This window comes from Phycisphaerales bacterium (assembly GCA_035627955.1).
Lineage (GTDB): Bacteria > Planctomycetota > Phycisphaerae > Phycisphaerales > UBA1924 > JAEYTB01.
The window spans coordinates 24,535-50,970 of record DASPKU010000019.1; the positions used below are offsets into that span (position 1 = coordinate 24,535).

21 protein-coding genes and 3 tRNA genes are annotated in these 26,436 nt (G+C 69.0%); 16 read left to right on the forward strand and 8 right to left on the reverse strand.

What is annotated here, in order from left to right:
• Positions 1–12: 12 nt before the first annotated feature.
• Together VD997_14835 and VD997_14840 are read right to left on the reverse strand one after the other, a co-directional pair.
• Positions 13–1,131 carry a hypothetical protein gene (locus tag VD997_14835; protein ID HYE63269.1) on the reverse strand — a complete coding sequence of 373 codons (1,119 nt, stop codon included), beginning with the start codon at positions 1,129–1,131 and terminating at the stop codon, positions 13–15.
• A 61-nt stretch (positions 1,132–1,192) separates the two neighbouring features.
• A complete protein-coding gene (locus VD997_14840; GenBank protein HYE63270.1) occupies positions 1,193–1,870 on the reverse strand; it encodes a hypothetical protein in 678 nt (225 codons plus the stop codon).
• Between the two features lie 138 nt (positions 1,871–2,008).
• Between VD997_14840 and VD997_14845 the strand changes: the two genes are divergently transcribed.
• The 4 genes from VD997_14845 (at position 2,009) to VD997_14860 (ending at position 4,131) form a co-directional block, all read left to right on the forward strand.
• Positions 2,009–2,569, forward strand: coding sequence for an HAD-IIIA family hydrolase (locus VD997_14845; protein HYE63271.1), 561 nt, complete (start codon positions 2,009–2,011; stop codon positions 2,567–2,569).
• Positions 2,566–2,850: a hypothetical protein gene (locus VD997_14850; GenBank protein ID HYE63272.1), complete on the forward strand. Its 285-nt coding sequence runs from the start codon at positions 2,566–2,568 to the stop codon at positions 2,848–2,850. The genes VD997_14845 and VD997_14850 overlap by 4 nt, the downstream gene beginning before the upstream one ends.
• A gap of 65 nt (positions 2,851–2,915) precedes the next feature.
• Positions 2,916–3,962 carry a glycosyltransferase family 9 protein gene (locus VD997_14855; GenBank protein ID HYE63273.1) on the forward strand — a complete coding sequence of 349 codons (1,047 nt, stop codon included), beginning with the start codon at positions 2,916–2,918 and terminating at the stop codon, positions 3,960–3,962.
• Between the two features lie 96 nt (positions 3,963–4,058).
• Positions 4,059–4,131 (forward strand) — tRNA-Ala (locus VD997_14860).
• Between the two features lie 61 nt (positions 4,132–4,192).
• Here VD997_14860 and VD997_14865 read toward each other — a convergent pair.
• Positions 4,193–5,506, reverse strand: a complete 1,314-nt coding sequence (locus VD997_14865) for a VWA domain-containing protein (GenBank protein ID HYE63274.1) — start codon at positions 5,504–5,506, stop codon at positions 4,193–4,195.
• On the reverse strand, positions 5,490–6,125 hold the full coding sequence (locus VD997_14870; GenBank protein HYE63275.1) for a helix-turn-helix domain-containing protein: 636 nt from the start codon (positions 6,123–6,125) through the stop codon (positions 5,490–5,492). The genes VD997_14865 and VD997_14870 overlap by 17 nt, the downstream gene beginning before the upstream one ends.
• Before the next feature lie 87 nt (positions 6,126–6,212).
• Here VD997_14870 and VD997_14875 point away from each other — a divergent pair, with 87 nt between their 5' ends.
• The 3 genes from VD997_14875 to VD997_14885 all read left to right on the forward strand — a co-directional run bounded on the left by VD997_14875 (position 6,213) and on the right by VD997_14885 (position 11,237).
• Positions 6,213–7,706: an AAA family ATPase gene (locus tag VD997_14875; protein HYE63276.1), complete on the forward strand. Its 1,494-nt coding sequence runs from the start codon at positions 6,213–6,215 to the stop codon at positions 7,704–7,706.
• Between the two features lie 81 nt (positions 7,707–7,787).
• Positions 7,788–9,626 (forward strand): transglutaminase-like domain-containing protein, encoded by a 1,839-nt coding sequence (locus VD997_14880; GenBank protein HYE63277.1) that lies wholly within the window; start codon positions 7,788–7,790, stop codon positions 9,624–9,626.
• A 78-nt stretch (positions 9,627–9,704) separates the two neighbouring features.
• Positions 9,705–11,237, forward strand: coding sequence for a leucyl aminopeptidase family protein (locus VD997_14885; protein ID HYE63278.1), 1,533 nt, complete (start codon positions 9,705–9,707; stop codon positions 11,235–11,237).
• Between the two features lie 9 nt (positions 11,238–11,246).
• Here the strand turns inward: VD997_14885 and VD997_14890 are convergent, their stop codons facing one another.
• Both VD997_14890 and VD997_14895 read right to left on the reverse strand, forming a co-directional pair.
• Positions 11,247–11,516, reverse strand: a complete 270-nt coding sequence (locus tag VD997_14890) for a hypothetical protein (protein HYE63279.1) — start codon at positions 11,514–11,516, stop codon at positions 11,247–11,249.
• Between the two features lie 8 nt (positions 11,517–11,524).
• Positions 11,525–11,743: a hypothetical protein gene (locus tag VD997_14895; protein HYE63280.1), complete on the reverse strand. Its 219-nt coding sequence runs from the start codon at positions 11,741–11,743 to the stop codon at positions 11,525–11,527.
• A gap of 196 nt (positions 11,744–11,939) precedes the next feature.
• Between VD997_14895 and VD997_14900 the strand changes: the two genes are divergently transcribed.
• The 7 genes from VD997_14900 to VD997_14930 all read left to right on the forward strand — a co-directional run bounded on the left by VD997_14900 (position 11,940) and on the right by VD997_14930 (position 20,353).
• Positions 11,940–12,011 (forward strand) — tRNA-Thr (locus VD997_14900).
• A gap of 182 nt (positions 12,012–12,193) precedes the next feature.
• Complete coding sequence (gene tuf, locus VD997_14905) at positions 12,194–13,396, forward strand: elongation factor Tu (GenBank protein HYE63281.1); 1,203 nt, start codon at positions 12,194–12,196, stop codon at positions 13,394–13,396.
• 156 nt (positions 13,397–13,552) lie between these two features.
• Positions 13,553–13,735, forward strand: a complete 183-nt coding sequence (gene rpmG, locus VD997_14910) for a 50S ribosomal protein L33 (GenBank protein ID HYE63282.1) — start codon at positions 13,553–13,555, stop codon at positions 13,733–13,735.
• A gap of 157 nt (positions 13,736–13,892) precedes the next feature.
• Positions 13,893–13,965, forward strand: a tRNA-Trp gene (locus tag VD997_14915).
• A 5-nt stretch (positions 13,966–13,970) separates the two neighbouring features.
• Entirely contained in the window at positions 13,971–14,672 is a 702-nt protein-coding gene (gene secE / locus VD997_14920; protein ID HYE63283.1) for a preprotein translocase subunit SecE, read from the forward strand.
• Positions 14,673–14,851: 179 nt separating this feature from the next.
• Positions 14,852–15,496: a transcription termination/antitermination protein NusG gene (nusG, locus tag VD997_14925; protein ID HYE63284.1), complete on the forward strand. Its 645-nt coding sequence runs from the start codon at positions 14,852–14,854 to the stop codon at positions 15,494–15,496.
• A 162-nt stretch (positions 15,497–15,658) separates the two neighbouring features.
• Positions 15,659–20,353, forward strand: coding sequence for a hypothetical protein (locus VD997_14930; GenBank protein HYE63285.1), 4,695 nt, complete (start codon positions 15,659–15,661; stop codon positions 20,351–20,353).
• Between the two features lie 30 nt (positions 20,354–20,383).
• On the opposite strand, the gene VD997_14935 is transcribed toward VD997_14930, so the two are convergent.
• A complete protein-coding gene (locus VD997_14935) occupies positions 20,384–23,194 on the reverse strand; it encodes a DNA topoisomerase (GenBank protein ID HYE63286.1) in 2,811 nt (936 codons plus the stop codon).
• Between the two features lie 308 nt (positions 23,195–23,502).
• On the opposite strand from VD997_14935, the gene VD997_14940 reads away from it, so the two are divergent.
• On the forward strand, positions 23,503–23,721 hold the full coding sequence (locus tag VD997_14940) for a hypothetical protein (protein ID HYE63287.1): 219 nt from the start codon (positions 23,503–23,505) through the stop codon (positions 23,719–23,721).
• Between the two features lie 18 nt (positions 23,722–23,739).
• Here VD997_14940 and miaA read toward each other — a convergent pair whose 3' ends face one another.
• Positions 23,740–24,699 carry a tRNA (adenosine(37)-N6)-dimethylallyltransferase MiaA gene (miaA, locus tag VD997_14945; GenBank protein ID HYE63288.1) on the reverse strand — a complete coding sequence of 320 codons (960 nt, stop codon included), beginning with the start codon at positions 24,697–24,699 and terminating at the stop codon, positions 23,740–23,742.
• Positions 24,700–24,727: 28 nt separating this feature from the next.
• Between miaA and VD997_14950 the strand changes: the two genes are divergently transcribed.
• On the forward strand, positions 24,728–26,410 hold the full coding sequence (locus VD997_14950) for a hypothetical protein (protein HYE63289.1): 1,683 nt from the start codon (positions 24,728–24,730) through the stop codon (positions 26,408–26,410).
• Positions 26,411–26,436: the final 26 nt, after the last annotated feature.

A 26,436-nucleotide genomic window follows, 5' to 3' on the forward strand; every position in this document is an offset into this window, starting at 1 on the left:
GGCTTCGTGCGCTCAGGCGGCGCGGGCGGTGGGGGGCTTGGAGGTCCGCGCGGCAGCCGCACGCCCCCCGGTGGCCTTCCCCACCAGCAGCCCAATCTCCACCACGCACCACCCCGCCAGCAGCGGGATCACCCACCAGGCGCTGAGGTCCAGGCGCTCGAGGGCGCGGAGGAGGAGCTTCTCGCCCTTGCCCTTGTAGAGTGCTTTGGCGAGGCCCAGGAGGGGGTGGGGGCGGAGCAGGGCCTTGGCGCTGGGGGAGCGCAGGAATGAGAGGCCCGCCGGCCCTTTCCGCGCGGCCTTCATGAGGGCCTGCTGCGTCGCGGCTGAATCCGCGGCTTTCAGCAGGTCGGGGGCTTGGCGGTTTGCGATGTGGAGCGCGGCCGCGCCCTGGCGGCCGGTGTTGTCGAGGAAGCGGGCGGTGCGGGCGATGTCGTCGGGGCCGTCGGCATGGCGGAGCAGCCGCATCGCACCGCCGGGGGAGGCGTTGTCGGCGATGGAGCGGATGTCGGTGAAGACGCGCTTGAGCTCGTCCACGCGCTTGGCCTTGATGGCGCTGGTGAGGTAGGTGGCGAATGGGCGGGCGAGGTGGCCACCCTTGGCCGCGGCTTTGAGGAGCGAGGGCACCCAGTCGATCTCGGGCGCGAGCGTGGTGATGACGCCCAGGACCGACAGCGTGAGGATGACGCCGTCGGAATCCCCGTCGATCACCTGCTTGCCGCCCTGGATGACCAGGTCGCGGATATCGCCGACGATGAAGAAGTCGGCGGTGACGGCGCCGACGAGGGACTCGAGGGAATCGCCTTCGCCGGAGAGGGCGCCGAGGCCCGCGGCCTTGGCTTTCGTGAGCAGGCTGTCGCGCTGCTGGATGATCTGGGTGCGCTGCGTGGTGAGCCGCTCGCGCGTTTCGGCGGTGAGGTCGTCGCCTTCGAGGCCTGCGTCCGCGAGGTTGAGGGCCTCGCCGTAGCGGCCCTGGATGCGGAGGGCCTCGACTTCCTGAGCGAAGTCGAAGGTTGGGAGCGCGGAGAGCTGGACGCGGGCGAGGCGCGCGCCGGTGTCCGCGGCGACTGCGAAGAGCAGGAACGCCGCGACGGCGAGGCGGAGGAGGTTGAACTTGGCGCGCCAGAGGAACATGGTGGGGGAGGAACGGAGTGGAGGAGTGGAGGAGTGGAGGAGTGGAGGGGTGGAGGAGTGGTTAGTTGGGGAGGTAGGTGACTTGGACGTGGGTGTCGGGGCCGGTGAGGGACTTGATGAGGGTGGTGACTTGTTCTTTCGTGACCTGCTCTACCTTGGCCGCGTCCTGGGGGAGGAGGACGAGCTCGCGGGCTTCGTCGCTGGCCCCGGCGCGGGCCTGGCTGAGGTAGTACTCGCCGGCCATCGACCGCAGCCGCAACCAGCCGGTGGAAACGAGCGGGGCCTCGCGCTCGCTGAAAACCTCGGTGGCGATGCGCGTTGGGCGGGGGATCTGCACGATGTAGCCGCCCCTGGCGCCCAGCAGCGCCGACCACGCGGCCCGGTCCACGGTCATTTGGCTGAGGTCGGTGCCGTAGTGCAGGCGGACGGGCACTTCGATGGAGGCGCGGACATCGCCGCGCCAGCTGGATTCGGAGCGCTCGACTTTCACCGTGGTGTCGATCTCGACGGTGACGAGCTTCATCGCGCGCACCGCTTGGGCCACGTCGGCGATGGGGCGCGGCGGGCGGGCGGTGTCGAGGGCCGCCTGGGCTCTGGCCTCGGAGATGAGTGAGGTCTGGAGGTTGCGGAGGTAGGCAGCCAGGGCCAGCGAGAGCGCGGCCGCGAGGAGGAAGATGAAGAGCTTGGCCTTCAGGCCGAAGCGTGCGCGCGGAGTGGGCGTCGGGGGCGCGGGGGCCATGGGGGAGGTATCGGCGATGGGCGGAGGCGGTCGTGAGTTCGGGGCGGCTTCATAGCGACGAAGACGTCGCCATGGCACGCGGGGGTCGGTGGTCCGCGGGGTCGCCATGGCGCGCGGGGCTGCTCCATATGGTTTGGCATGCGGCCGGCGGTTTTCCTGGATCGCGACGACACGCTGATTGCCTGCCGGGAGCTGCCCGCGGCCCCGCCGCCCTGCGCGCCCGGCGACCTCATCGACCCGGGGCTGGTGCGGCTGCTGCCGGGGGTGCTGGAGGGCTGCCGTTCACTGCGGCGGACCGGGTTCGCGCTGGTGGTGGTCAGCAACCAGGGCGTCGTCGCCCGCGGCGGGGCGACTTGTGCGGTGGTGGATCGCGTGAATGCGCGGGTGGGCGAGCTGCTCATCGATGGAGCGGGGCGTCCGCTGGTCGAGCGGTTCTACTACTGCCCATTCCACCCCAAGGGCCGTGTTCCGGAGTTCACGCGCGAGCACCCGTGGCGGAAGCCGGCGCCAGGCATGATTCTCGGCGCGGCGGAAGAGCTTGGGCTCGACGTGTCGAGGTCGTGGCTGATCGGGGACGCGGAGCGGGACATTGCGGCGGGCATTGGTGCTGGGCTGACACCCGAGCGGTGCGTGCGCGTTGGGGAGGGGGTCTCTTTCGCAGACGCGGTGCAAGCCGTTCTGGCCGGGAGGCGCGCGTGAGCGACGAGACCACGACGGTCGTGCTGCACACCGAGGACGGTGTGGCGCTCGCCGAGGAGCGCGTGTACGAGACTGTCAAGGCCGCGGCGGAGGGGCTGGCGGAGCGGTATGGGCTTGAGGTTCTGGATGTGGAGGCTGACGCGGAGGCCATCACGATCACGCTGGGGGCGGATGAAGTGACGGCGGTGGGCTTCGCAGCGGAGTTGCGTCGGACCACCAATGCGTGGTACGAGGGGAAGTACGCGTCAGGCCCGCTGTGGCGGACGCCACGCGAGTGGTGAGGGTAGTGACGAAGCGACGGAGTGACGGAGTGACGGAGCGAGTGCCACTGCGGTTGCTGGTTGTGATGCCGAGCTGGGTTGGCGATGTGGTCATGGCGACGCCCACGCTGCGCCGGCTGCGCGACCGCTTCAAGGGCTCATTCATCGGCGGCCTCGTTCGCCCGGGGATGGACCAGCTGCTCGCGGGCACCGCGTTCTTCGACGAGCTGCACGTGGAACGGGCGAGCGGGGTGATGGGGCCGAAGTTCGTGGCGGCGAAGGTGCGGCCGCGGCGGTACGACACGGCCCTGCTGCTGACGAACTCTTTCTCGACGGCGCTGGTGGTGCGGCTGGCGGGCATTCCCCGCCGCATCGGCTACGACCGCGACGCCCGCGGGCTGCTGCTGACGGACCGCTTGGAAGCGCCCCGCCGGGAGCGCGGCGGGTGGGCGCCAGTGCCGGCGGTGGAGTACTACCTGAGGCTGGCGGAGCGATTCCTGCTGTCGCCCGGGAGCGAGGGCGCGGCATCGCCCGCGGGGCGCGTTCCCCCGATGGAACTTGCGACAACCGAGTCGGAGGAGCGGAGTGCGGACGACCTGCTCGCCCGCGCGGGCATCGCGCCCGGCGCCCGGATGGCGCTCCTTAACCCGGGCGGTAATAACCCGGCGAAGCGCTGGCCTGTTGAGCGATTTGCCGCGCTCGCGGACTACCTGGCGGAGCGGCACGCGATGACCGTCCTGCTCAACGGCTCACCTGCGGAGGCCGAGCTCGTCGGGGCGATCGCCAGCGCGTGCCGCATCGCCCGCCCGGTGCAGCTCCCCGGCCTCGGGATCAACCTGGGCTCGCTCAAGGCCGTGATCCGCCGCTGTCGCCTGATGGTCACCAACGACACCGGTCCGCGCCACATCGCGGGCGCGTTCGGCGTGCCCTTGGTCTCGCTCTTTGGCCCCACCGACCCCCGCTGGACCATCATTCCGGCACCGGAGGTCGTACTGAAGGCAGACCCCACGCTGCCCGAATCCGAGGTTGCCGAGGACCACCCGGAAAGGTGCCGCATCGAAAGGATCAGCCTGGAAGCGGTGGTGGAGGGGGTGGAAACCGCATTGCAAGGCGTGCCGACCTACAGGGCTTGAAAACCCCGCGACTGCCCCTACCATCCCCCCTGCGGACTCGCCACCCGCCCGTTTCCTGGCCGAAAGGCCCGGAGCGGAGACAGATTGGACCCGGAAGGGGGCGTAGCTCAATTGGTAGAGCGCTTCCATGGCATGGAAGAGGTCGTGAGTTCGAGTCTCATCGCCTCCACTTGAATGGGAAAGCGCCGCGGTTCAGGCCGCGGCGTTTTCCGTTTTGGCAGGGGTGAGGCTTATGGGTTGAGATGGTCTGACCAGGAGGACTTGGACGAGGGGCGGTGGTCGCGCCTTGCGCGCATGAACCTGCCGACGGATGACGAGATCTCCTTGGCGGTGAGGCGGTCGAAGTGGGCGTTGAGCATGGGCTGGAGCCGCTCGAGCTGGATGACGAGTTGGTTGCCCTCGGGGAGTGCTTCGCAGTAGCGGCGGAGGTACCGCAGCTCGCGCTCGACGAAGTCGTAAGCGGCTTTCAGGGCGCCGTCCTGGTTGAGGCGCATGGCGGAGCGCACGGCCCAGGCCTGCCATGTCTGCGCGACACGGGAAGCGAGGCGCAGGTCGCGGTCTGCAAGGTGGCAGCGGTCGACGTAGCGGAGGCTGGAGCGGCTGGCCCGCGTGGTGTTCGGCGAGGTCGCGCCAGGGCGGGTCCATCGTGCGCGAACATCGAAGTGGATCGTTGAGCCGAGCGAGCCGTCGGAGCAGGTAACTTTGAAAATGGCGGCGCGCTGTGCGCCGCTCACCAGCGGGCCGAGCGTGCACACGAGGCGGCTGGCTTCGGTGCGGCAGGCGTAGTCGCCCATGACCTCCACGCGGACGCCCTCGGGGAGTTCGAGCACGAAATCACAGGACTCGACGGCGGTCTCGCGCAGTTGATCCAGCTCTCCCAGGACGACGTTGGCGATCTGGCCGGGGGTATCGGCGTGGTGGAGGTTGCCGCCGCCGTGTTCGGCGATGGACGCAATCTGCACCTCGGAGTAACCGGCGCCGATCCCGACGCAGGAGGTAATGATGCCGCGCCGGTACAGCTCGGCCGCGTGGGTGGCGAGCTGGGCGGGGTCCATGATGCCGTGGTTGGCGTGCCCGTCGGAGAAGAGCACGACGCGGTTGCGCAGGCCGGCGCGGGCCTGCATCTCGGTGGCGACCTGCTCGCAGCCCTTGAGCCAGCCGTCGGAGAGGTTGGTGCTTTCGCGGGGCTGGAGGGCCGCGATCGCCCGGGCGGTGCGCGCCTTCGCGGCGGAGTCCTGGCGGGTGGGGGGCAGGTGGACGATGGATTCGGTATCGAAAGAGATGATGGAGAGGGCATCGCTCTCTGAGAGGGCCTCGGCGACACTTGCCGCGGCCTGCTTGGCGGCCTCGAGCGGCGGTCCGGTCATGGAGCCCGACGCGTCGATGACGAGCGAGAGGTTGAGCGGCGGCTTCTCGCTCCGCACGGTGGGGAGAGTGGGGGCGGTAGCGTCGACGACGAGGTAGCGCACGGAGGTGCCGCGCACATCGATGTTGTCGCGGTCGAAGGCCGCGGTGAGGGTCAGTTGGTCAGCGGCTGCGGTCATGTGAGGGTCCTTTCGTGAGGAGTTGCCGGAGCTGATCGCCGAGGCGGTGGACCGTGGCGAGCTGCTCTTCGGACAAGGGGCCGCGGATCGAGAGCTCAATGTCGGGTGTGATCTGCACGCGGTGCCACACCTCGCCTTTGACGGGGCGGGTCGGCTGCGAGCCTGAGAGGGCGCGGAGGGTGTCTACCAGCCGATCGAGCGGCGGGAGCGAGGTGGGTTCAGGCGGCGGCGCCCGCATCGCTCGGGCCAGGTGAGTGGGAGCGGATGGGGGGCTGCGGATCGTCTTGAGGTAGTCCAGGGCGGAGGTCGAGGGCGACTTGAGGCTCTGGGGGTCGATGACCGCGCCGATCCGCACCTCGCCGGCGGCGATGGCGCGGATCTGCTGCTGGCTCAGGTGTGCGAGCAACGCACGGATCTGTTCGAGGCTGATGTCACGGTGGGCATCCCGCAGCAGGGTGATGACGCTGAGACGGTCGAGGTGGTCCTGGCTGTAGGAAGCAGACCGGCCCAGACTGGTGGGGCCCGGCAGAAGCCCCTTTTCGATGTAGGAGCGGATCGTGCGCGGCTCAATTCCAGCGAGTTCGGACAGGGCGGTGAGGCTAAAGGTTTGTTCCCCCACGCCACCAGTGTATCTCGCCATGGGAAAATGGCAAGATCATTCTGGGTGGATTCAAGGGGCAGCTTCGAACGTGCTAGCGTGCCGCACATGAACACCGACCTGATCACCACCCCCATACGCCTGGGCCACACCTGCCTCCGCGTGGTCACATGGGAGGAGGCGGAGGCACGGCAGGCGGCGTTCGGTGCGGCGGGGGAGCTAGGCCTGGAGCTGTGGACATGGTCGGCCACAAGCGGGCTGGTGCGGGGGCCGCTGTCTGGTAACCCGATCAAAGACACCGCCAACCCCGGCGCGGCCCTGGTGTTTCTGCGCACCAACCTGGTCAGCTCGAGCTTGGTCGTGATGCTCGACCTCGCCGACCACCTTGGCGACCCGCACGTGCTGCGGGCGCTGCGCGAGTTCGCGGAGCAGCTCCGCGCCGGGACGCCGCACGGCAGCGCGATCCTCATGATCGACTACAAGGACGAGGTGCCCGGGGTGGTGGAGCGGATGTCGCACACGGTCACTCCGCCGCTGCCCACCGACGAGCAGATCGAGGGGCTGGTCCGCCGGTGCGTGCGGAACATCAATGTTGGCACGCCGCTCAGGGTGTCGCTGAGCAAGGGGGAGCTGGGGGCAATGGTGCAGCACCTTCGGGGTCTGGACCGCCGGCACGTCGAGGAGCTCATCCGCGGCGTGGTGCTGGATGACAAGGCCCTCAACGCCGACGACCTCGCGCGGCTGGTGCGCGCCAAGCGCGAGCGGATCGGCTCCCGCGGCGTCCTCGAGTTCGTCGACGCTCCCGCGGCCCTGGACGAGATCGGCGGCCTCGACCGCCTCAAGACCTGGCTCAAGCGCCGCGAGCTGAGCTTCACGAAGGAGGCAAAGGAGTTCGGCATTGCACCGCCGCGGGGCGTGCTGCTGCTGGGGGTGCAGGGCGCGGGCAAGAGCCTGGCGGCCAAGGCGATAGCGACAGCGTGGAAGCGGCCGCTGCTGCGGCTGGACCCCGGGACGCTGTACGACCGCTACATCGGCGAGAGCGAGAAGCGGCTGCGCGATGCGTTGGCGCAGGCCGAGGCGATGTCGCCGGCGGTGCTGTGGATCGACGAGATCGAGAAGGGCTTCGCGTCGGCCGCGAGCCGCAGCACCGATGGCGGGCTGAGCCAGCGGATGTTCGGCACGCTGCTGACGTGGATGCAGGAGCACACGAGCCCGCTGTTCCTGGTGGCGACCGCCAATGACATCGAGGCCCTGCCGCCCGAGCTGCTGCGGAAGGGGAGGTTCGACGAAATCTTCTTTGTGGACCTTCCTGGAGACGATGCGCGACGGCGCATCTTTGAGGTGCACCTGGCCAGGCGCAAGGTGAAGGCCGATGGGCTCGACCTTGCCGCGCTTGTGAATGCCAGCATGGGCTACAGCGGCTCGGAGATCGAGCAGGCGGTGATCGCGGCCTTGCACGAGGCGTTCTCTTCGGGGGGCACCATGACGACAGAGTCTCTGATGAAGTGCATCCGCGAGAGCCCGCCGCTCTCGGTGACCATGGGCGAGCGGATCGCCGCTTTGCGGGCGTGGTCGCAGGGGCGGTGTGTGCCCGCGGATTGAGCCGGATGGGCCGTTCCCCCGTCCAGCGGAAGCAAAGCCGCCGAGGCGAAGAGACCGCGGTCGCACGTGTAGACTGGTTGCATGAAGGCTCTCGCGATCATGGCCCTGGCGTTGCTGGCGGGTACGACGGTGCAGGCGCAGGTGAAGCCGAAGCCGCCCGCCCCGGCCGCGCCAGCGGACCGCGTGCGGGACATCACCGATGCGGTGCTGGCTGAACTTGCCGAGACCGGCAACGCCGACGCGGCGAAGAAGCGGGCCGAGGCGCTGTTTGAGTCGCTGGTGGCCTACTCGCCGATCTCGCCGCAGTCCGATCTGACCGCGCTCCGGAGCGCTGGAACGCTCCGTCGTGTGACCGCCATGCTCGCCGAGGTCCCGGCGGCGCGACGCAAGGAAGCGGCGGCCCTGCTCCGCGGGAGCCCGCGGCTTCGCGAGGCGCTCGCCTGGAGCGTGACCGCCAAGGACACACCCGAAAAAGTTGTTGCGGTGCTCCAGCGGCTTGCCGTGGACGGCCCTGAGCGCGCGGAGGAGTTCGCGAACCTCAGCGCGGCCATCTGCGTGGTGTTCGATGAGCCCGTCCGTCGCACCGTCTACAAGGGTGGGGGCGAAGTGGAGCGGCTCAAGCCGCCGCAGCCGCAGGCAGTGTTCGAGTACTTCACTGCCAACGAGCAGCGGATGCAGCTGGGGCTGAAAGGCTTGCCGGTTGAGCTGCTCGTGCACGTGGTGGACCTGGCAGAGCCGAAGGCCGACTGGGGCTGGGCCCTTGAGAAGTACGGAAAGCAGCGGATCTTCGGCCACCTGTACGATGACCCGCGGTACGACACCGATTGCCTCAGGCGCGGCACCCAGAAAAAGTGGGTGCCCGCGGGCTGGTCGCTCGAGAACGTGCTGAAGCACGGCGGTGTGTGCGAGGACCGCGCCCTGTTCGCCGCGGGGGTCGCGAAGGCTAACGGCGTGCCGGCCGCGTACTGCAGCGGCACTTCGAGCGAAATGGGGCATGCCTGGGTTGGCGTGCTCGAGGTCAACGGCCGCAATGCGAAGTGGAACTTCACCTACGGGCGCTTTGGCGACTATGACCACCTGCGCGGTGAGGTGACTGACCCGCAGAGCGGGGACAAGATTGCCGACGGCACGATGTCGCTGCTCGCCGAGTCGCTGGTGGGCGACACCACTGCGCGGCGTGACGCACAGGTGCTGACCGACGCGGCCGCGTACCTCGCGGGCTTGCGCGGCACGGTGTTCAAGCCCGAGAAGCCGGAGCACGGCAAGCCCCTTGTGTCGGCGCGGAAGGCGGAGATGACGGCGGTGCTCGAACTGCTGGAGGCGGGCCTGCGCCGCTGTCCGTCGTATATCGAGGGTTGGCGGCTGCTGGCGAGCCTTGGCGAGGACGACCGGTTCGACATCACCGCCAAGAAGCGGTGGGGGACCGTGCTGATCAACCTGTGCGGGAGCCGCTACCCCGACTTCTGCCTGGAGATCCTGACGCCGCTCGTGCGGAGCATGCCGGAGGAGAAGGAACGGCAGGCGATGTGGGAGTGGGGGGCGCGCCAGTTTCCCGGGCGTGCGGACCTGGTGGCGCAGGTGCGGTTCGCGCAGGCCGAGGACTGGGAGAACGCCGGCAACAAGGGGCGGGCGTGGGAGGCGTACCAGGACGTGATCGCGCGGTACCTCAACGCGGGGCCGTTCTCGGTGCGGGCGCTGGCCAGGTGCGAGGCGCTGCTCAAGGGTGACGGCAAGGAGGGGGAGGCCGTGCGGCTGTACGCCGACGCGTGGAAGCGGGTGGAGCGGCCCGGGGGCAGCGCGCCGGAGTTCCTGTGGCAGAGCAACTGGTTCCGGATCGGGATGGGCTATGCGCGGGTGCTGACGGCGGGCGGGCGCGAGCGCGAGGCCGCGGACATCATGCGCACGCTGGGACTGGAGTAGGGGCCCGCGGCGCTGTCCGGCAGCGCGCGGATGAACGGCCGCGGGTACACTGCGGGCTCAATCCAAGGAGCCGCGCCGATGTTCCAGTCCGTGACGTTCAAAGCCAACCTGAGCCCCTCGACTGCCGAGTGCCTCGTGCTGCCGTACTTCGGCGAGAAGGGCAGGAACGCCGGGCTGGATGCGCGTACGAAGGCGTTCGCGGCGGGCCTGGGGCTGACAGATGCGGTCAACGGCGCGCTGTCGCGCACCGAAGCCACCGGCGACGCGAACTCGCTGGTCGAGGCCTTTGGGGTCGTAGCCAAGCGGCGCGGGCGGGGCCAGGACGGCGCGGCCGCGCCCCAGCGAGTGCTGCTGCTGGGGCTGGGCAACAAGGAGAAGTTCGACGGCACCAGCCTGCGCAACGCGGCCGCGGCGGTCGGCCGGCGGCTCGCCAGCGTCAAGGCCCGCTCGGTGTGGCTCGAGCTCGAGGGCGTGCTCGGCGAGCTGGATGCGGAGCAGGCCGGCAGCGCAGTGGGCGAGGGGCTTGGTTTGCTCGGCTGGGTGTGCGATGAGTTCCGCGGAAAGGCGACCACCGACCCCAAGCGCGTGCCGCTCGCGATCGGTGGTGATGGCGACTTCGGGGCCGGCATCCAGCGCGGCCTGGGCCTGGCTGAAAGCACGAACTACTGCCGCACGCTCAGCCAGACGCCGCCGAACATCGCAACGCCGGGCTGGATGGCCGAGCAGGCCCGCAGGCTGGGGCGCAAGCATGGCCTTGGCGTGCGCGTGTGGGAGGGCGACGAGCTCGAGAAGGAGCGGTTCGAGGGGCTGATCAACGTGGGCAAGGCCAGCGAGAACGGGCCGTGCATGATCCGCCTGGAGTGGAACCCGCGGGGCGCGACGGGCAAGCCGATCGTGCTCATCGGCAAGACGATGACCTACGACACCGGCGGCTTGTCGCTCAAGATCAACAACGGCATGGTCGGTATGAAGCGCGACAAGGACGGCGGGTGCGCCGTGCTGGGCGCGATGCACGCGATCGCGACGGTGATCAAGCCCCGCCGGCGCGTGGTGGCCCTGCTCGCGGCCGCGGAGAACTCCATCAGCGACGAGGCCTACCGCCCTGACGATGTGCTCCGGTACCGCAACGGCGTGACGGTGGAGGTGACGAACACCGATGCCGAGGGACGCCTGGTGCTGGCCGATGCGCTGTGCTGGGCGTGCGAGAAGGAGAACCCGGCGTACATCGTGGACCTCGCGACCCTCACTGGCGGCGTGATCACCGCCCTGGGCAGCACTTACTGCGGGATGTTCTGCGAGGACGAGCGGCTGCGCGGGCGGATCGAGGAAGCGGCGAAGGCGGCGGGGGAGCGGGTGTGGCGCCTGCCCATGCACCAGGAATACCGGGACATGATGAAGAGCCCGGTGGCCGACATCGTCAACAGCAACCCCAACCGGAAGGCCCACCCGATTCAGGGCGCGGCGTTCCTGAGCTACTTCGTTGAGGAGCGAGTGCCGTGGTGCCACCTCGACATCGCGGGCGTGCACGTGGCGGACAAGAACGCGGGGCCGTACATCGACGGGCCGACGGGGTGGGGCGTGAGGCTGCTGGCGAACCTGGTGGGGCAGTAAGCCTGCGCTTTACAGTTGATCAATCAGCTGGTCGTACTCGGCGTGCGAGCCGATGAAGAACCAGACAACCGTGTCGCTGCGCCAGCGACCGATGGCGCGGTAATCGCGGTCGATTCGAACTGACCAGATGTCCTCGTGCGGGGGCAGCTTCTTGAAGAAGAGGCCGGGGTGCTGCGGGTTGGAGATGAACTGCCTGTACGCTGCCTTGGCCTTAGCGCGCACCTCCCGGGGCAGCTGCCCGTAGCGCTTCCGGAATGCGGCCGTGGTCCGGGACTCCAAGGGTCAACTCACAACTTCTCAGGGTCGAGCGGTTCAGACTTCCCGGCCTCGTGCTCGGCCCACGCCTCATCGGCGAGGCGGCCGAGCTTGTCGGGGGATCGCGCGATAGCAGCGTTCCATTGCCGGTCGGCCTCGATCTCAGCCAGGATGAGGCGGGCCAGGGCGTCCTGCTCGGCATCAGGCATCTGGCTGACGCGCCCAACGACCTGCTGGAAGAGCTTGGTCATGAGTGGATGATACCGGGTGCCCCGACGGCCTCACCGGGGGGATGTCGCCGGGTGCAGCTCCCCCGATTGACCCCCCGTGCCTCCCCGCTACTATCCCTCCCCGCGCGGTCAGTCTGCGCGGGGGCTGTCTTCTAGGGACCCGGCGGTTTCCACCCCGGCCACCCCGTGGGGGCAGTGCCCTAAGTCCTTGTGACAGGCCACCGTAGCTCAGTGGTAGAGCACTCCCTTGGTAAGGGAGAGGTCATGGGTTCAAGTCCCATTGGTGGCTCTTTCAGTAACCGGCCCAAAGGGGCCTGAGTCCAGATGGAGGCGGGCGGTTTTGGCAGCCGCCGGCGGGGCTCAGGATCCTCGGGTCGCACCGGTGCTGGCTTGGTGGAGGCGCGATCGGGAGCCCCGCCCCAAGGCCTTCTAGTACGGGATCCCTCGAAGCATCTGTCGGAGAAGCGATTCATGGCAAAGGGCGTATTCGAGCGGAAGAAACCACACGTCAACGTCGGCACCATCGGTCACATCGACCACGGCAAGTCGACCCTCACCGCGGCGCTCTCGGCCCGTTCCGCGGCCCGCTTCGGCGGTGAGATCAAGTCCTACGCCGACATCACCAAGGGCGGCACCGTCCGTGACGCCAACAAGACGGTGACCATCGCGTCCTCGCACACCGAGTACGAGACCACCAAGCGGCACTACGCCCACGTCGACTGCCCGGGCCACGCCGACTTCGTCAAGAACATGATCACCGGCGCCGCCCAGATGGACGGCGCGATCCTCGTCGTCTCCGCCGCCGACGGCCCCATGCCCCAGACGCGCGAGCACGTGCTGCTCGCCCGTCAGGTCGGTGTGCCCTACATCGTCGTCTTCATGAACAAGGTCGACCTCGTCGACGACCCCGAGCTCCTCGACCTCGTTGAGCTCGAGGTGCGCGAGCTCCTCAAGAAGTACGGCTTCCCCGGTGACACCACCCCCGTGATCCGCGGCCAGTCCAAGCTCGCCGTCGAGAACCCCAAGGACGACAAGGCCTGCAAGCCCATCGATGACCTCTTCGACGCCATCGACAGCTACATCCCCGAGCCCGCCCGCGAGGTCGACAAGCCCTTCCTCATGTCGATCGAGGACGTGTTCTCGATCAAGGGTCGTGGTACCGTCGCCACCGGCCGTATCGAGCGCGGCATGGTGAAGGTCGGCGACACCGTCGAGATCGTCGGCCTCAAGGCCGAGATCAAGCCCACCGTCGTGACCGGCGTCGAGATGTTCAACAAGACCCTCGACAGCGGCATGGCCGGCGACAACGTCGGCGCCCTGCTCCGCGGCGTTGAGAAGGACGACATCGAGCGCGGCCAGGTGCTCTGCAAGCCCAAGTCGATCACGCCCCACAGCAAGTTCAAGGGCGAGGTCTACGTTCTCACCAAGGAAGAGGGTGGGCGCCACACGCCGTTCTTCAGCGGCTACCGCCCCCAGTTCTACTTCCGCACGACGGACGTGACCGGCAGCACCAAGCTGCTCGGCGGGGCCGAGATGTGCATGCCCGGCGACAACGTGACCATGGAGATCGACCTCATGGGCAAGCCGGTCGCCATGGAGAAGGGCCTCCGCTTCGCCGTGCGTGAGGGTGGCCGCACCATCGGTTCGGGCGTCGTGGTCGAGATCCTCGACTAACCCCCGATCCACCGGCTCAGGCGGGGCGTAAGCCCTGCCGGGGACGGAGCCTAAAGTTCAATCCCGTCCGGGCCTGAAGGTCTGGACGGGTTTTCTCAGACGGACCAGCAGTTTCAAGGGCCGGTGCATGCCGGCCTGGAAAGAGGTGGGTGTTTCATGGCGAAGAAGAAGTCAATGGCCCGCGAGTACGTGTGGCTTCAGTGCACCGAGACGGGCGACCTGAACTACCGCACCTCCCTCAACACCAAGGGCGGCATGCCCGAGGGCGTGAAGGAAGGCCTCAGCAAGTACTGCCCGCGCCTGCGCCGCCACACGCTGCACAAGATCAAGCGCAAGTGATCTGAGAGCAGCGTGGCAAGGCTCCCGGGGCCGAAGGGCCGCGGGTGAAACGGAAGGCAGCGTACGGAAGGCGGCGGCAGTGGCCGGTCAGGTCGACAGCAATCGTGGAAACCCGGGCGGCAGCGCCGATGGTGCGCCCGGTCAGAACGGTCAACGGACGGCGGTAGCTCAATTGGTAGAGCAGCGGATTCCAAATCCGCAGGTTGCGGGTTCAAGTCCCTCCCGCCGTGTTTCGATGGAGCCCAAGAGCCACTACTCCTTCGGCATCTACAAGTACGGCCAGGGCTACTGGGTCCGGATGCTCACGGCCATCATGCTGGGCGTCCTGTTCCTCTCGGCCGCGGCCTGGGCGTGGGGCCAGCTCACCAAGCTCTCCATCCCCATGCCGACATGGGCGTTCACGGTCAACCAGATCGACGGCAGCCCTGCGGTCGGTCAGTCGGTCACCCTCCTGCGGGCGGGCAACACCGCAGAGAAGGTTGGCACCGCCGTCATCCAGTCGGCCGAGCCCTCGGGCAGCGACTACCGCCTCGTTGTCGGGGACATCGTTCTCGAGCCCAACAGCCACATGCTGGACGCCAAGCAGATGGAGGCTCTGGGCGCTCAGGGGGCACGCTCGTTCTACGGCGCCGTCAATGCCGCGGCCGGCATCCGCGTGTTCGACCTGGTGTACATCCAGATCGCCGTCGCGGGCCTGATCGTGCTCGTGGGCGCGTGGATGATCTACTACTACGTCGGCCGCAAGGCCGAGAGCGTGGACTTCCTGATCGCAACCGACGCTGAGATGCGGAAGGTCAACTGGGGCACCCGCAAGGTAATCCTGGACTCCACGTGGGTGGTGATCGGTGCGACGTTCCTGATCGCGTTCGTGATCTTCCTGTCCGACACCATCCTGTTCAAGCTGGCGCAGGTCATTGGGCTGATGGGGACGAAGTAAGCCCGCGCGGGGTGGCGTGGGCCCCGGGGCTGAAGGCCTCGGGTTGGGGTGGGTCAGACTGCCGCTGAGTTTTCGCGGCCAGCCTCGACCAGTTTCGATTGTGGCGTCCGCCGGAGATGAAACCGGCGAACGCTCCGGGTGCAAGCGTTGGAGCCATCGAGGGATTCTGCGAGGAAACCATGGAAAAGACCGGTACCAGCACGGCATTCGACGGGCGCCCCAACGAGCGCGGCGACCTCCTCCGGCCCGACGAGCTCGTGCGGCAGGAGGGCATGAACTGGTTCGTCCTCCGCGTGGCCTCCAACAAGGAGAGCTCCGTCCGTGAGACGCTGCTCCGCAAGGTGCAGATCGAGGGCATGACCCATCTCGTCGGCCGCATCCTCGTCCCCACCGAGAAGACCAAGACCATCAAGGCCGGCAAGCAGAAGGTGACCGAGACCAAGCTCTACCCCGGCTACGTGTTCGTCGAGATGCGCCTGGAGCCCGACGGCCGCATCCCCCAGGACGTCTTCTTCCTCATCAAGGAGACGACCGGCGTGGGCGACTTCGTGGGCACGGCCGGCCGGCCTACCCCGATGAAGGACCACGAGATCGAGAAGATGCTCAAGGACAGCCGCAAGCCCGAGGACGAGCCCAGCGTCAAGCTGGTCTTCGGCAAGGGCGAGCACGTGGTCATCAAGGAAGGCCCCTTCCAGAGCTACGAGGGCACCGTCGACGAGGTCTTCCCGGAGAAGGGCATCGTCCGCGTGCTCGTCACCATCTTCGGCCGCCAGGCCCCGATCGACCTCGAAGAGTGGCAGATCGGCAAGGCCGAGAACACCTGACGTGCCACGACCGTGCTCTGACGGTCGTGCTTCCGACGTTCATCAAAAGACACAGGCCCGGGCACCGCCGCCCGGGCTTTTTCGTTGCCATGGCCGCTCGGCTGAACCGCCATTCATCATCTCACCGCCTGAAAGTGGGGAGGCCGCACCTATCGTTTTCACATGGCCACTCATGAGGACGGCGACTTCTGGGGCAAGGGGGGCAAGAAGAAGGGCGACAAGCCGCCCGCGGGCGGTGAGGGCTTCTGGGAACGCCCCGGCGGCCGCCCCGCGCCCGAGCCCGCGCGCAGCGAGCCCGTCCCGGCTGAACCCGCGCCCGACGCGGCGTTCTGGAACAAGGCCGAGCAGCGCAAGGAGATCGACCGCAAGCTCGCCGCCATGACCGAGGACGACAAAGCGCGACTCAAGAAGCGGCGTCGCCGCCGCCGCTGGCTCATCGGCAGCGGCGTGTTCGTGCTCATCCTGCTGCTGCTGGTGGCACTAACGCCCGCCATCGTGGGCTGGATTGCGCCCGGCATCGTCGAGAGCCGTGCGGGCAAGCAGATCGCGGGCTCAGTCAAGATCGACAAGACCAGCTTCGGCTGGTTCGGTTCGCAGCGCATCCAGAACGCGCGACTGCTGGACAAGGACGGCAAGACCGTCGCGACCTTCGGCGTTGAGATCGGCAAGGGCCTCTCCGCCTTCGTGTTCGGGAACCTGGATGTTGGCACGGTCACGCTGCGCAACGTGAAGGCGGACATCATCAAGTACCCCGACGGCACGACGAACCTACAGCGTGCCATCGAGCCGCGCCAGGCCGCCAAGCCGCAGCCGACGCAGCAGCCGGGCGGCAAGAGCGAGCCGCCCAGCATCCCCGATTCGCTGAACGTCAAGGTGATCGCGCGCGACATGCAGGTCACCTTCACCGACCTCTCGCGCCCCGGCGCGTCGGCCGGGACGCCCACCGTCGTGCTCGACAAGGCGGACCTCGAGGCCCAGCTCGGCGCCGGCAAGCCGGTGGTTCTCGCGTTCAGCGGCAACGCCGCGGGCGCGCAGGGCGATGCCGGCCGCATCAAGCTCGACGTCAAGGCCGAGAAGCTGATCCGCAGCGACGGTGTCATCCAGGCCGACAAGGCCACGATCGACGCGGCGATCGCCCTCACGTCCATGCCTACCGCCCTCGCGGATGCGTTCGTCACGCTCCCCGAGAACGCCTCGGTGCGGCAAGCCCTGGGTGAGACGCTCAACGCCAACATCACGGCCAAGGGGAACATGGAGCAGGCGTCGGTGCAGCTCGCGGCGAACGCGGGCGAGGAGCTCCGGCTCAAGGGCGATCTCGCGGTCGCGGGCGGGGTGCTGACCACGCCCAGCCCGCTCGAGGTCTTCGTGAGCGGGCGGGCGGTGCGGACGCTTGCGCCGCAGGTGGACGCCGCGCTGCGCGAGCAGGGCACGGCCACCATCGAGGTCTTCCCCAGCGTGAGCCTCGCGGTCTCGAACCTCAAGCTCCCGATTCCCAAGGACGGCGCACCGCTGAACCTGCGCGGCGCGGGCATGCAGCTGGCCGCGGAAGTGGGGCAGACCAGCGGCTCGGTCAAGCTCGCGGCTGATCGTGGCGCGGAGCCGTTCGTGATCGCGCCGCTCAAGGCCACGGTGAACGCGCCCGACCTCGCTCAGGGCGCGAAGGTGACCGCCGCCACCACGGCCACCCTCGGCGGACAGCCCGCGGGCGACGTGGGCGTGGACCTGAACATCGCGGGGCTGCTCGACAACAAGGGCGAGCCCGTGAAAGGCCCGCCCAGCTCGCTCGAGGGGACGGTCGCGATTCGCCGCATCGCCACCGCGGTGGCCCAGCCGTTCCTCGCGGCGACGCCGATCAACCTGCCGGAGGACATCGGCCCCACGCTCGATGTGGAGCTGAAGGCCGCGACGCAGACCGGGGGCGTGCAGCCCGGGCAGACGCCGCCCACCGACGTGACGATCGCGGTCACCAGCGAGGGGCTGCGCGTCAACGGCGGCATGCAGCTGGCGCAGACGCACATCCGCACCGTGGGCGAGGGGCTGACCGTGCAGGTCCGCAACCCAGTCGGCCTGGCTGACGGGTACGTAAAGCCCGAGACCGGCTTCCAGCTGCTGGCCAGCGCCAAGCAGGGGCGGCGGCAGAGCGTGGTCGTGACGGTTAGGGGGCTTGATGTGCCCCGCAACGCGGCCGATGGCGCCATGCTGCTGGACAAGGCCGCGGCCCAGGTGCAGGTGGCGATGGTGGGGCTGGTCGTTGCCCCTGCTGGCCTCGACGCGGCCCAGGCGCAGACGGCGGCGCTCGCGCTCAACAACGGCATCATCGGCGCGGAGCTTGCGCCGGGCGGGAATGCCAAGGCGTCGGTGAACCTCGCGATGGCGTACGGCGGCGCGGGCTTCACCGCGCAGGGCGGCTTCGACGTGCCCGGGGCGGTGGTGGTCACCAACGGGCAGGCGGGGCTCGCGCCCGTGGAGCGGCTGCGTCCGGTGGGGCAGCTCGACATCAAGAACGTGCCTTCCAAGCTCGCAGGGCTGTTCATGCGTGCCGAGCCTGCGGCAGGCACGGAAAAGCCGCTGGACATCGCGCAGCTCCTGGCGGACACGCTGGGGGACAAGGTCACGGTGTCGGTCGCGACCAGCGCTGCCGCGGAGAACGCGGAGGCGCTCAACGCCGCGGTGACCATGCGTTCGCCCACGACGACGGCGGACGTGAACGCGAGCGTCAGCCGCACGGTCCTGGCGGTGCAGAAGGTCGCGCTGGTGGCGAACGTCACACCGCAGACGGTGAGCGGGCTCATGCGGCAGTTCGCCCCCGATGTGCAGGGCGTGCCGCGCCTGGCGGGGCCTGCGAAGATCAACGTGAACGTGGACCCGATCACGGTACCGCTGGCGGACTACCAGCCGCGCCTGGAGCGGGCGGGCGTCGTCAACGCGAAGGTGACGATCCCCGGGCGCACGCTGGTCGAGGGCCTGCAGGTCGCCAACGAGGACGGCAGCAAGCGCGACCTCGGGCGCGTGGGCGTGGACTCGCTCGCGATCACGGCACGGGTGCCCGCCCCGGCACTGGCCAAGGGCACGCTCCCGGATCAGCGCCGCGTCACCGCCACGCTCGCGGGGCTTGTCATCGCTCAGGACGACACGCTGCTGGAGCTCTCGGGCAACCTCGCCACCGAGATGGCCGATGGGCAGCTCGCGGGCGGGCTGAGGTCGGACTTCAGTCTCAAGGGCATCAACACGCGCCTGCTCGAGTCGATCGCGGGCAAGCCGGGGGTGATCTCGGGCGCCATCGGCAACACGCTCACCGTGGGCCTGACGGCACGCCTCACGCCGCCCGCGGGGGCCAAGGGCCAGGCCTTCGACGCCAAGAACGCGACCACCAATGTCGAGCTGACCCTCGACGCTCCCAAGCTGCGCAGCGACGGCCCGCTCGCGGCCACCATCGCCCCCGCCGGCATCACGCTAGACAAACCGGTCAAGATGGTGATGGACGTGGAGCCCGCGTGGCTCAACCAGTTCTTTGTGAAACCCCCGCCCCCGGGCACGATCGGGGGCAAGGGGCCGCCGCCGGATATCGCGCTCACACAGCCTACCAGCCTCACGATCACCATCGGCAAGCTGCGTTATCCCATGCCGGGCGGGCCCGGCGGGGCGAGCGCCATCGCCACCGAGGCGGGCGTGAGCGCGACGATCCCGCAGCTGCAGTTCAAGACCAGCGACGGGCAGGACATCCGCATGAAGGAGCTGGTCGTGCAGGTGGACGCCACGCCCGTGACCCCCCAGGGCGCGGCCCAGCCCATGAGCATCGTGCCGATCGCCCTCAAGCTCGACGTCGCGGAGGCGACGGTGGGCGACCAGCCCGCGGCCAAGGCGATGACCCTGCGGGGCGCGGTGAACAACCTGCTGAACATCGACGGGCGCGTGCAGATGAACGCGGCGACGGTGACGCTCAACGGCGACCTGCCCGCGATCCCGACGGCGCTCATCGACGCCCTCGCCAAGCAGGATGGCCTGCTGGTGGATGCGCTGGGCCCGGTCGCCACCGTGCGCGTGCAGGTGGAGGAGTACCCGCTCAGCCAGGACGCGGGTCCTGCGGGGGAGAAGCCGCCCGTTCTCGTGCTCGACGCCAAGTCGCAGCGTGCCCAGGCCGAGCTGCGCGGCACCATCAGGAACAACGTGTTCTACAGCGACATGCCCATGCGGGTCACCATCACCGAGCTGACCGAGGACCTGGCCAAGCGGCTGGTCAAGGGCCTGCCGCTGATGGGCACAATGTCCAAGAGCCCCAAGGACGCGCCGGCGCTGATCACCGGGCGCGACCTCACCGCGCCGCTCTCCAACGACATGAGCAAGCTCAACGGCGAGTTCGTGATCGACCCGGGTGAGGCCCGCTTCGTCACCAGCACCGGCTTCGCCAAGCTGCTCAAGATGGGCAACCAGCGCGAGAGCGGGCTGGTGGGCCAGAAGCTGCGGCCGCTCAACGTGCACGTCAAGAACGGCGTCGCCACCTACGACCGCTGGAGCCTGCCGCTGGGCGAGTTCGAGGTGGAGACCGAGGGCACGGTGGACCTCGTCAAGCGCACCATCGACGTGGTGACGTACGTGCCCTTCGCGTCCCTGAGCGAGAACGCGGCGGGCTCGCTCAACACCAGCCTCTCGCAGGTGCTGGGCGCAGCCGGCGGCCGGCTCGTGAGCGCGGCGACGATGGTGCCCATCCGCACCAGCGGCCCGCTGGACAACCCCTCGACGGGCATCGACACCAAGGCCTTCGCCGAGAACCTCCGCAAGAACCTCAAGCCCGAGGACCTCATCAAAGATGGGCTGGGCGATCTGCTGAAGGACCAGCTGAAGCCGAAGAACCCGTAGGTCGTATAGGTCTGATGAGTCCTCTACGTCCTATTCGAGCGCATCCGCGACCGACTCGAACGTCTCGGGCCCCTCTGTCTGCCCAACCGGGAGCGCATCGGCCAGCGGCTTGCCCATCGCGTCGGTGAGCGCCTTGCCGGACATCGTCTTGATGATGGGGATGGGGTGCGCGGCCTCGTGGCTCTTGAGGGCCTGCTCCAAGCTGAAACGGACGTCCTCGGCGAGGTCGTTCCACTTGCCGCGCCCGCGGCACTTGGGGAAGCGCGAGCAGGAGAGCCAGGGGCCGCGGACGCCGTTGCGCAGGACCAGGGGGGCCTGGCACTTCTCGCAGGGCACCTCGGTCTGCATGGCGGGCATGCTGGGGGCGGTGACCTTGCCCTTCTTGTCGAGGTTGAGGATGCCGTCGCAGGGGTTCTGCTTGTTGTTGTAGTTGGAGCAGCCCAGGAAGGGGCCGAAGCGGCCGACGCGCTTGGTCATCGCCCCGCCGCACTTGGGGCAGGCGACGTCGACGGTCTCGGCGGCGGGGCGGGGGTTGCCCTCGCGGTCGACGGGGCTGGCGTAGCTGCACTCGGGGTAGGTGGAGCAGGAGAGGAAGCGGCCGTTCTTGCCGAAGCGGTACACGAGCGGGCTGCCGCAGGTGGGGCACTTGAACTGCTCGGGCGCGGGCACGGTCTCGGCCTTGGCGTGGACGAGGTTGCTCTCGGCGTTCTTGAGGCTCTTCTTGAAGGGGCCGTAGAACTTGCGGAGCATCTCGATCCAGTCGGTGTGCTCCTCCTCGATCTGGTCGAGCTCCTTCTCCATGTCGCGGGTGTAGCCCACGTCCATGATCTCGGGGAAGGCCTCGATGAGCTTGTCGGTGACGACCTCGCCCAGGTCGGTGGCGTAGAAGCGGCGCTCCAGCTGCTCCACGTACTTGCGGTCCTGGATGACGCCGATGATGGAGGCGTAGGTGGAAGGGCGGCCGATGCCCTCGCTCTCCAGGACCTTGATGAGCGAGGCCTCGGTGTAGCGCGGCGGGGGCTGGGTGAACTTCTGGTCGACGTCGAGGGCGAAGGGCGCGACAGGGGTGTTCTCCGCGAGGCGCGGGAGGTTCTGCTCGTCCCCGCCCATAGGCACGCCGGTCACCTTGTAGAAGCCGTCGAACACCAGGGCGCGGCCGGTGGCCCGGAACGTGACGGGGCGGGAGGCGTCGCGCCCGCCCCTGATGAGCGCGGTGGTCGAGTCCCACTGCGCGGGCACCATCTGGCACGCGATGAACCGCTCCCAGATGAGCGAGTAGAGCTTGAACTGGTCGGGGCTGAGCGCGGAACGCACGCGGCTGGGCGTGTAGTCAGCGGAGGTCGGGCGGATCGCCTCGTGGGCCTCCTGGGCCGCCTTGTTGGACGAGGTGAAGAAGTTGGGCTTCTCGGGCAGGTACTTGTCGCCGATGCGGCCCGCGATGTAGCGGCGGGCCATCTCGATGGCGTCGCCCGAGAGGTGCGTCGAGTCGGTACGCATGTAGGTGATGAGGCCGACGGGACCCTCGCCGGGGATCTCGACGCCCTCGTACAGCTGCTGGGCCGTGCGCATGGTGCGCTGGGCGTTGAAGCCGAGCCTGCTGCTCGCGGCCTGCTGCAGCGTGGAGGTGATGTACGGCGCGCCAGGCCGGCTGCTGGTGCGCTTGGTCTCCACCGAGACGATCTTGTAAGGAGTCTTGGGGTCCAGCGTGCCGGAGATGGTGCGAACCCACCGCGCCGGGCCCTTGCCCTTGCTGTCCTCGCGCACGTCGGTCGCGACGTCGGTGAGGCCGGCGTACATGGCGACCTCCATGACGCGGTCGTTGCCGTCGTCGGGCGGGGCGTCGAAGTTGGCGGTGGTGCCGATGGTGCGGACGTCGAACTTCTGGCCGTCGAACTCGACGAGCTCGGCGTGGAAGCCGCCGTGCTCGGCCAGCCACGCGCCCTGCACGCGCTGCGTGGGCGGGTTGCCCTTCTCGTCGCGCTTGCTGAGCAGCTTGGTCCACTCCGCGGCCAGGCCCGAGGCCTTAGCGAGGTCGGCGGTGAAGTTGGCGGTGATGGCCCAGTACTCGTCGGGCACGAAGGCGCGGATCTCCCGCTCGCGTTCAACAACGAGCCGCACGGCCACCGACTGCACGCGCCCCGCCGACAGCCCCCGCGCCACCTTCTTCCACAGGAGCGGCGAGACCTGGTAACCCACGATGCGGTCCAGAATGCGGCGCGCCTGCTGCGCGTTCACGCGGTCCACGTCGATGGGGTGGGGGTTCTTAAAAGCCTTCTCGATCTCGGTCTTGGTGATGGCGGGGAAGATCACCCGCTTGGCCTGCTTGGGCTCGACGCCCAGCTCCTGCGCGAGGTGCCACGCGATCGCCTCCCCTTCGCGGTCCAAGTCGGTTGCGAACCAGACCTCGTGGCCGGTGCTCGTCGCTTCCTTGGCGGCCCGCTTGAGGTCGCTGATCACCCGCTCCTTGCCCTCGCTCACCTCGTAGGTGGGGGCGAAGTCGTGCTCGAGGTCCACGCCGGGCACCGGGTTTTTGACGCCCTTGGGGTTGCGGCTGGGCAGGTCTCGCACGTGCCCCACGCTTGCGAGCACGAGGTAGTCCTTGCCCAGGTACTTGTTGATCGTCTTGGCCTTGCTGGGCGACTCGACGATCACCAGGTGCCGGTTCTTGCCGGCCCCGGAGACGTAGGCGGTGGTGGCCATCCGCCGATTGCCGCGCCCGCCCCGGCCCGCACCGCGCCCCTTGGCCGCCGGCGCTTCCTTTACGGCTGTTGAAGATTCAGCCTCGGGTGCGGGCTTCGCGGCCTTGGACTTGGCGGCCTTGCTGGCGGTTTTCTTGGCCATGAGGGTCTCGGAATCCAAACTATACCCAAACAAAATCCCGGACAAGGCCGGGATCGAGTCACAGGAAAGGGGGGCTTGTGCCTCGTGTCAAGTAGATAGATCGGCTCCGAAGGTGGCCAGTCGCCCAAATCGTGCGTCCGGGGGGCTGGTTCAGCAGGGTCCGAACTATCCATTTCACGAGTGGTTGCGCCGGTCGCGGCGTGCGCGTCCGGGTGAAGCCACCTCGGGGAGCCGGTCGTATAAACTGGTGCAGTCGCCCACTCCGGTGGAACCGGCGTCGGGCGAATCGGGCCTGGGGAGGCCTGCCAATGCTGAAGCTTGTCGGAGACACCTTCGTTCGTGTGACCTGCCCGCAATGCAACGGACGCGGCACCGAGCCGTGCGGGCGGCACATGGGCGTGCGCACGCTCAACGGCGGACGCCCGATCGACACACCGGGCGAGGGGCGGCCGATGCCGTGCTCGGTGTGCAAGGGGGCGAAGACGGTGGCGGAAGTTCCTGCCGGCGACCAGTACGCGCAGCACTGAGCCTTCCGGAGCGCGCATCTACGCGCACGCCTGCAACACCAGGGTTGCCCATGTCTCCGTTGGGGTAGCCGCAGCGTCGATCCACACGGAACCAGGCGTCGTGCGGAGCCGCCGCAGCCAGGTGCGCTGGTTTTTCGCGAAGCGGCGGGTTTCAATCTTGATCTCTTCCACCGCGTCCTCGAGCGAGCAGCGGCCCTCGAAGTGCTCGATGAGCTGCTTGTAGCCCAGCCCCTCGCGGGCCTGGGGGCCCAGGCGGCCCTGCTGCCACAGCTCACGGGCCTCCTCGAGCAGGCCGTCTTCCATCATCTTCTTCACGCGCGCGCTGATGCGCGGGTTGAGCAGCTCGCTGGGCCAGGAGAGGCCGATGAGCACCGACGGCAGACCGCCGCGGAGCGGCGGGGTACCCAAGCCCCACTGCGTCTGGTGCTCGCTGATGGTCTTCCCCGTGAGCTCGAACACCTCCAGCGCGCGGATGGTGCGGCGCAGGTCGTTGGGGTGCAGGCGCGCGGCCGCGGCGGGGTCCACCTGCTCGAGCCTCTGGCGGAGCTCCCCCGGCGGCAACGCCCGCAGCCGTTCCCGCAACGCCGCGTCCTCGCCCGGGCCTTCGAAAAGCCCCTCGAGCAGCGCCTTGATGTACAGGTGCGTGCCCCCGACCACGATCGGCAGGCTCCCGCGGGCGATGATCTCGGCGATGGTGCGGTTCGCGAGCGTCAGCCAGTCGTGCACCGTGAAGCGGTCGGTGGGCTCGGCGACGTCGATGAGGTGGTGGGGGATCCCTCGGCGTTCCTCGGTCGTCGGCTTCGCGGCCCCGATGTCCAGCCCCCGGTAGATGAGCATGGAGTCGGCGGATACGACTTCCGTGGCCGCGCGTCCAGCGCGCTCATTCACCCGCAGCGCCACCTCGACCGCGAGCGCGGTCTTGCCGCCGGCGGTGGGGCCGGCGATCACCGGGTACCTGGTCAGGCCGAGGGGCAGCACGTGGCGAGTGTAGTGGTACGCTTGGCCCGTGCCGCCCCTGCCCTCCGTCAAAAGCCCGGTGTTGAAGCGCGTCGAGGAGCTGCTCCGCGCCCGCGGCCGCGCGGCGGTGCTGGTGGCGGTCGAACGTGCGGAGTCGCTGGCGCTGGAGGTCGACCCTGCACTCACCTACCCCGAGGACTGGGTGGTCTTCCGCGTGTTGGGCGAGAACGCGCCCGGCGCGGGCGGGCTGAACGCCCAGATCACCGGGGAGCAGCTGCGGGCTGGCCTGGGACCTCTCGTCGAGCGTGCGTGCGCGGCCGTGCGCCTGAAGGTGGAAGAAGCGGGGGAGGGTTCGCTGACCGCAACCGCTGTTTGCGAGCGCTGGAATGTGAGCCGCGCGACGCTCAATCGGCTTCGCAAACGCGGCCTGATCGGTCGGCGGGTGCAGACCGATGCGCTGCGGGCGAGTGTGGTGTTCCGCGCCGAGGTGGTGCAGCGGTTCGAAGAGCTGCGTGCCGACGAGCTCCAGCGCGCGGGCGAGTTCTCCCGCGTGAGCGACGCCGACGCCACGCGGTTTGTCGCCCAGGCCGAGCAATGGCGGCGCGAGCGAGGGTGGTCGCTCAATCAGGCTGCCGCGGCGCTGGCCAGGGAGACTGGGCGGAGCCACGAGGGGGTGCGGCAGGTGCTGCGGCGGGCCGCGGCCAAAGGTGCAGCGGCTCTGCGTGAGCCACCGCCGATCTCTGAAGATCGCAGGCGGGTGCTCTACCGCGCGTGGCGGCGCGGCGTTGACCTCTCGCTGATGGCCCGCAAAGTGCGTCGCTCGCGCGGGGCCGTGCGGCGGGCGATCAATATGGAGCGTGCGGAGCGGCTGCGCGAGGTGCTGAGCAGCGGGGCGCTTGCGGTCGAGGTCGCTGCCGCCATGCCGAAGAAGCCCGCCGCCGATCCGCTCCAGCAGCTCCCCGCCCGCACGGGACTGGCGCAGCCGTCCGCATCCGGCGTGCTCGCCTTCCTCGCGAGCGCCCGCACGCAGGGGCCGCCCATTGGCGCCGAGGAGAAGGTGCGACTGAGCGCGTACCACCACCTGCGAACCGAGGCCGCGCGGGTGATTGCCAAGCTCGACCGCCTGCAGCCCTCCGCCAGTGCCGTTGACCGCGCCGAGACGATGCTGCGCTGGGCCGCGCGACTCAAGGCCGAGCTCGTCCGCTCGCAGCTCCGCCTCATGGTGGACACGCTCACCTCACGGTTAGGCCGCCCGCTGGAAGAGCTCCCGCCCGCGGTGCTGGTGCGCACCCTCGGCGGCGCCATCCGAGTCATCGGCGAAGTGATCGACACCCACGACGTGAGCAAGGGCGGGCGGCTGGCCGCGGCATCGGGGCTCGCCCTCGACCGGTTCGCGATGAGCGTGACCAAGGAGCTCGCGCCCTCCCCCGCACAGGCGCGCCGCGCCGTCGCGGTCATTCCCTCGACGCTTCCCATGCCTGACTGGGAGCGGCAGCTGTGCTCCTGGCAGAGCGTTCTCGAGCCCGACCGCCGCCTCCGCCCGGCCATCACCGCAGGACGCGTGCCCCCGCAGAGCGCCGGCGTGCTTGCCAAGCGCCACGGCTGGGACGGCGGTCCGCCGCGGACCCTCACCGAGCTCGCCGCCGAGCTCAAGGTCACACGCATCCGCGTGCTGGTGGTGGAACAGAAGGCCCTGGCCGAGGCGCTGAGAGCCGTGCGCGCCCTTCGTTGAAGGCTCGCAGCATCCGTTACTATCAC